Source organism: Lawsonibacter celer, assembly GCF_014281125.1.
In the GTDB taxonomy this organism is placed as follows: domain Bacteria; phylum Bacillota; class Clostridia; order Oscillospirales; family Oscillospiraceae; genus Lawsonibacter_B; species Lawsonibacter_B celer.
This window is the reverse complement of sequence record NZ_JACOEA010000017.1, coordinates 1-526: the sequence shown is the minus strand read 5'-3', so window position 1 is coordinate 526 and position 526 is coordinate 1. Positions and strand designations below refer to the sequence as shown.

Genomic DNA, 526 nt, shown 5'->3' with positions numbered 1-526 from the left:
TGTTCCTCAAGCTGGAGAATATGAGCAAGCCCGTGATTGCGGCGGTGAACGGCTTTGCCCTGGGCGGCGGCTGCGAGCTGGCCATGTCCTGCGACATCCGGCTGGCCTCTGAGAAGGCCAAGTTCGGCCAGCCCGAGGTGGGCCTGGGCATCACCCCCGGCTTCGGCGGCACCCAGCGTCTGCCCCGCATTGTGGGCATCGGCAGGGCCATGGAGCTGATCCTCACGGCCAAGACCATCAGCGCCGCCGAGGCCAAGGAGATCGGCCTGGTGAACGAGGTGTACGCCCCTGAGGAGCTGATGGACAAGGCGCTGGAGCTGGCAAACGCCATCTGCGCCAACGCCCAGATCGCGGTGCAGGAGTCCAAGCGCTGCATCCGCAAGGGCATGCAGACCGATATCTACACCGGCTCCGCCTTTGAGGCCGAGGCCTTCGGCGTCTGCTGCGGCACCGAGGACAAGGACGAGGGCATGGGCGCGTTTTTGGAGAAGCGCAAGGAGAAGCATTTCAAAGGCAAGTAAGCGCG

1 protein-coding gene is annotated in these 526 nt (G+C 64.8%); it reads left to right on the top strand.

Annotated elements, in window-relative coordinates:
* Positions 1-521: enoyl-CoA hydratase-related protein (locus H9Q75_RS12560; protein ID WP_186567641.1), on the top strand; the 521-nt coding region annotated here is incomplete at its 5' end.
* Positions 522-526 lie beyond the last annotated feature (5 nt).